The sequence below is a fragment of the Streptomyces niveiscabiei genome, assembly GCF_001419795.1.
GTDB lineage: Bacteria > Actinomycetota > Actinomycetes > Streptomycetales > Streptomycetaceae > Streptomyces > Streptomyces niveiscabiei.
Genome location: NZ_LIRL01001111.1, coordinates 1 through 3,296, shown reverse-complemented (window position 1 = coordinate 3,296; position 3,296 = coordinate 1). Strand labels below are relative to the sequence as shown.

Below are 3,296 nucleotides of genomic sequence, written 5' to 3'. Positions count from 1 at the left end.
CCCCCCCTCCGGTGCCCCCGGCGTTTTGTTCTCCGTGGTCTCCGGGTCCGTGCTCACAGCGTGCTCCAGTCGTGATCGGGATAGCGGTGCACGGGCGCCGACACGTCGTCGAGGGCCCGGCAGATCTCGTCTGGAAGCGTAAGGGCCTCCACTGACAACGCGGCGCTGAGCTGCTGCGCGTTGCGCGGGCCGATGATGGGCGCGGCGACGCCGGGCCGGTCGCGGACCCAGGCGAGGGCGACGTGCAGCGGGGTGACGGCGAGTCCGTCGGCGGCGGTCGTCACCGCGTCGACGATGCGGCTGGCCGTGTCGTCGAGGTAGGGCTCGACGAACGGCGCGAAGTGGTCGGAGGCGGCGCGGGAGTCGGGCGGGAAGGCGTCGGCGCGGTACTTGCCGGTGAGGACGCCCCGGCCGAGCGGCGAGGAGGGCAGCAGCCCGATGCCGAGGTCGATCGCGGCCGGCAGCACCTCGCGCTCGACGCCGCGCTGGAGGAGCGAGTACTCCATCTGCGTACTGGACAGCCGCGTACGCGTGCCGGGCGCGGCGAGCTGCCAGGTGGCCGCCTTGGCGATCTGCCAGCCGCAGAAGTTGGAGACGCCCGCGTACCGCGCGCGCCCGCTGGAGACAGCGATGTCGAGGGCCTGGAGGGTCTCCTCCATCGGCGTGTGGGGGTCGTACGCGTGGATGTGCCAGACGTCCACGTAGTCCGTGCCGAGGCGGGCCAGCGACGCGTCCAGCGCGGCCAGCAGATGGCCCCGCGAGCCGTCGAAGCGGCGGTCGGGGTCGGGCACGCTGCCCGCCTTGGTCGCGATGATCAGGTCCCGGCGCGGGACCAGGCCCTCTATGAGGCGCCCCAGCAGGTATTCGGCATCCCCGTCGCCGTACACGTCCGCCGTGTCGACGAGGGTGCCGCCCGCTTCCCAGAACGTCTTCAAGAGGTCCGCCGCGTCGTGCTCGTCGGTGTCGCGGCCCCAGGTCAGGGTGCCGAGCCCGATACGGGACACGCGCAGGCCGGTGCGGCCGAGATGCCTCTGCTCCATGAACGCCGAGATTACTGGCCAGAACCGGGCGGTGGGTGGCCTGTGGATAACCGAATCCGCAGGTTGTGGATCGCACGGCCGGTACTCCCGGCCGTGCGGGGGTGCGCGCTATGGTCTGTCCACAACGGACGTTACTGATCGGTAAGGGGATGCGGCCAATGCAGCTCGGGATCAACCTCGGGTACTGGGGTGCCGGGATGGACGGGGACAACCTCGCCGTGGCGCAGGAGGCCGACCGGCTCGGCTACGCCGTGTGCTGGGCGGCCGAGGCGTACGGCTCGGACGCGGCGACCGTGCTGACATGGGTCGCCGCCAAGACCGAGCGCATCGACGTCGGGTCGGCCATCTTCCAGATCCCGGCCCGCCAGCCCGCGATGACCGCGATGACCGCCGCGACCCTGGACTCCCTGTCCGGCGGGCGCTTCCGCCTCGGCCTCGGCGTCTCCGGGCCGCAGGTCTCCGAGGGCTGGTACGGCGTCAAGTTCGACAAGCCGCTGGCGCGCACGCGCGAGTACGTCGAGATCGTCCGCAAGGCGATGACCCGCGAGCGCCTGTCGTACGACGGTGAGCACTGGACGCTTCCGCTGCCCGGCGGGCCCGGCAAGCCGATCAAGCTGACCGTGCACCCCGAGCGCGAGCACATCCCGCTCTACATCGCCGCGATCGGCCCGAAGAACCTGGAGCAGACCGGCGAGATCGCCGACGGCGCGCTGCTGATCTTCCCCTCCGCCGAGCACCTGGAGGACACCGCGCTGAAGCACATCCGCGCGGGCCGCGAGAAGGCCGGCCACACCCTCGAAGGCTTCGACGTCTGCCCGACCCTGCCGCTCGCCCTGGGCGACGACAAGGACGTCGAGAAGCTCGCGGACACCTTCCGCCCGTACACGGCCCTGTACGTCGGCGGCATGGGCAGCCGCAAGCAGAACTTCTACAACCAGCTCGCCCAGCGCATGGGCTACGAGGCGGAGGCGGCGGAGATCCAGGACAAGTTCCTGGCGGGCGACAAGACCGGCGCCGCGGCGGCCGTCCCCCACGACCTGATCGACAAGACCGCCCTGCTCGGCTCGGTGGACCGCATCGCCGACCGCATGAAGTCCTACGCCGCCGTCGGCGTCACCACCCTCACCCTCGCCCCCGCGGGCTTCACCCTCGAAGAGCGCCTCGCGTCCCTGCGCGCGGGCGCGGAGGCCCTGGAGCTGGCCGGAGTGGCGTAGCACCCCGGAGGGTTCCACGGCCGTGGCGGGGGCTCGGGGGTCTCCCCGCCACGGCCGACTGTGAGGAACAACGTCACTGCACGTGCGGAGTTACGGGGTGGGGGTACTTCGGACGGGTGAGTTGTCCGACCGACGTGTTGCGGGCGGGAAGAGATCGGACTTGACTCTTTCTTTGCGAAACCCCCGCAGGCGTGGAACGAGGTGATCGGGATGCTGTCGGCGAAGAGCCTCTTCGAGGAGATCCTGGACGACGACGAATCGTTCAGGCTGTTCTGTTCGATCGCGGCGAGCGGCGAGGCGCAGGGCGGCTGGGAGAACGCGCGGATCGCGGCCCTGGTCCCCGAGAGCGAACGCGACCTCGTGCCGAAGATCGTCCGCCACGGCGCCGACGAGGACAAACACGGCCGGATCTTCGGCGCCCTGATGAAGAAGCGCGGCCTCGACCCCGTCCCGGTCCCCCCGGACACCGACTACACGATGCTCCTGGAGCGCGGCGGCATCGGCCTGGCCCACGAGAAGCTGAAGGCGGACCAGCCGCTCACCGTCCAGGACGTCGTCACCTACCTCGCGCACAGCAGGGTCACCGAACAGCGCGCCTCCGAACAGATGGACCTCCTGCGCAGGCACTTCGCCGACCACCCCGACCTGGGCCGTGCCGTACGGATGATCTCCGCCGACGAGGACAACCACCTCGCCTACTGCCACGAGGAACTGCTGCGCTTCGCGCGCGCGGGACACGGCCGGACGATCCAGCGCACCCTGCGCGCGTGCGCGCTGGCGGAGATCAGGGTCTTCCGGGACGTCAGCCTCGCGGTGATGGCGCACATGGGCCGCATCCTCGGCTGGCCGAGGACGAAGTCGGCCGCCCTCGCCGCGGGCATCCACGCCCTGTACGCGTACGAACGCCTCGCCGGCTGGCACCGCATGGTCTCCCTGGAGATGCCGGCCCGCAGGAACGCCCTGGGCGGCCCGGCAGGCCCACAGTTCGCCTGAGCCCAGCCCAATCCAGCCCCGTCCGGCCCCGTCCAGTCCAGCCCCGGAA

At 71.1% G+C, this 3,296-nt stretch carries 3 protein-coding genes; 2 read left to right on the top strand and 1 reads right to left on the bottom strand.

Annotated features, from left to right (window positions below):
• Positions 1–53: 53 nt before the first annotated feature.
• Positions 54–1,040, bottom strand: coding sequence for an aldo/keto reductase (locus AOK24_RS40680; protein WP_055724937.1), 987 nt, complete (start codon positions 1,038–1,040; stop codon positions 54–56).
• Between the two features lie 158 nt (positions 1,041–1,198).
• Between AOK24_RS40680 and AOK24_RS40675 the strand changes: the two genes are divergently transcribed.
• Both AOK24_RS40675 and AOK24_RS40670 read left to right on the top strand, forming a co-directional pair.
• Entirely contained in the window at positions 1,199–2,254 is a 1,056-nt protein-coding gene (locus tag AOK24_RS40675) for an LLM class F420-dependent oxidoreductase (RefSeq protein ID WP_055724936.1), read from the top strand.
• A 210-nt stretch (positions 2,255–2,464) separates the two neighbouring features.
• Complete coding sequence (locus tag AOK24_RS40670) at positions 2,465–3,247, top strand: hypothetical protein (RefSeq protein ID WP_055724938.1); 783 nt, start codon at positions 2,465–2,467, stop codon at positions 3,245–3,247.
• Positions 3,248–3,296 lie beyond the last annotated feature (49 nt).